Below are 946 nucleotides of genomic sequence, written 5' to 3'. Positions count from 1 at the left end.
TATGGCAACGATTGCTCCAAGTGAAGGAAGTGAGTACGGTTACTGGTATGCCAATCGTGAAACACTTAAAGCAGATTTATCTTTCAAATATGCTGCTTATCGTGCAGGCGTGGGAAACTTTGGCATGAATCATCTTCTGATAACAAAGGACTTTGGACCTAAAGTACGTATGGCTGCTATACTGACGGATGCACCATTGGTGTCCGGTTGATGCTCTTACATCAGAAGGGGTCATTCATAGAGAAAAATGCGCTGAGTATATGTTTAATGTTCTTGGCGGACTTCGATGCGGACTATGCATTAAAGTGTGCCCTTTGAACAATTTCTAATTGATTCAAGTATGGGAAAAATAAAAGATAAAATAAGCTCAAACTGAGTTGTGATTAATCTTTGTTAATAGCACTTGAACCCCCGATTAATTGCAGGAAATCAGAAATATCCAGTCACTGAACCTTTGCCTGAATTTCTTTTGCGAATTCCCTTGCCTTCTGTACACGAGATTCGTCAGGCTGACCCTTTGTGGAAGGACCCATCTGAGCAAACTCTCTCATTTGTGGATCATCGGATTCCAGCAACCTGTCGATTAGAGGTTGTGCCAACTCACCCTGACAATCAAATGTACCAAGATAATTTCCAGTGGCTGCGATATCCTTGCAGGAGCCGGTCCATGAATGAATGGCTTCGGTTCCTTCGGGAACAGCATGGGTCATGAAAAATGCTATATTCTTACCAGCTACATTCTCTTTTACAACTTCAGAGACATTTTCTGGAATGTTGAATTGCTGGACCGGAAAACCCACAAACACGAGATCATAACCTTCGAAGTTGCTTACATCTTTGATGTCTTTGATATCCTTCTCACCGGTAATTTCCTCATATATTGCTTCAGCTATTTTCTTTGTATTTCCTGTCTGTGACATATATGTTACTAATGTTTTCATATAAT

At 40.7% G+C, this 946-nt stretch carries 1 protein-coding gene and 1 pseudogene; one reads left to right on the top strand and one right to left on the bottom strand.

Going from position 1 to position 946, the window contains the following annotated elements:
• A pseudogene (locus CI957_RS11000) lies at window positions 1-211 on the top strand (epoxyqueuosine reductase); the annotation flags it as partial.
• Window positions 212-443: 232 nt separating this feature from the next.
• Here the strand turns inward: CI957_RS11000 and CI957_RS10310 are convergent.
• Window positions 444-946, bottom strand: a 503-nt coding sequence (locus tag CI957_RS10310) for a flavodoxin family protein (protein ID WP_241646099.1), incomplete at its 5' end; no start/stop codon positions are given.

It is taken from the genome of Methanohalophilus sp. WG1-DM (assembly GCF_004104135.1).
In the GTDB taxonomy this organism is placed as follows: Archaea; Halobacteriota; Methanosarcinia; order Methanosarcinales; family Methanosarcinaceae; genus Methanohalophilus; species Methanohalophilus euhalobius.
The sequence above is the reverse complement of the archived record's forward strand: the minus strand, read 5'-3'. Positions and strand labels throughout refer to the sequence as shown.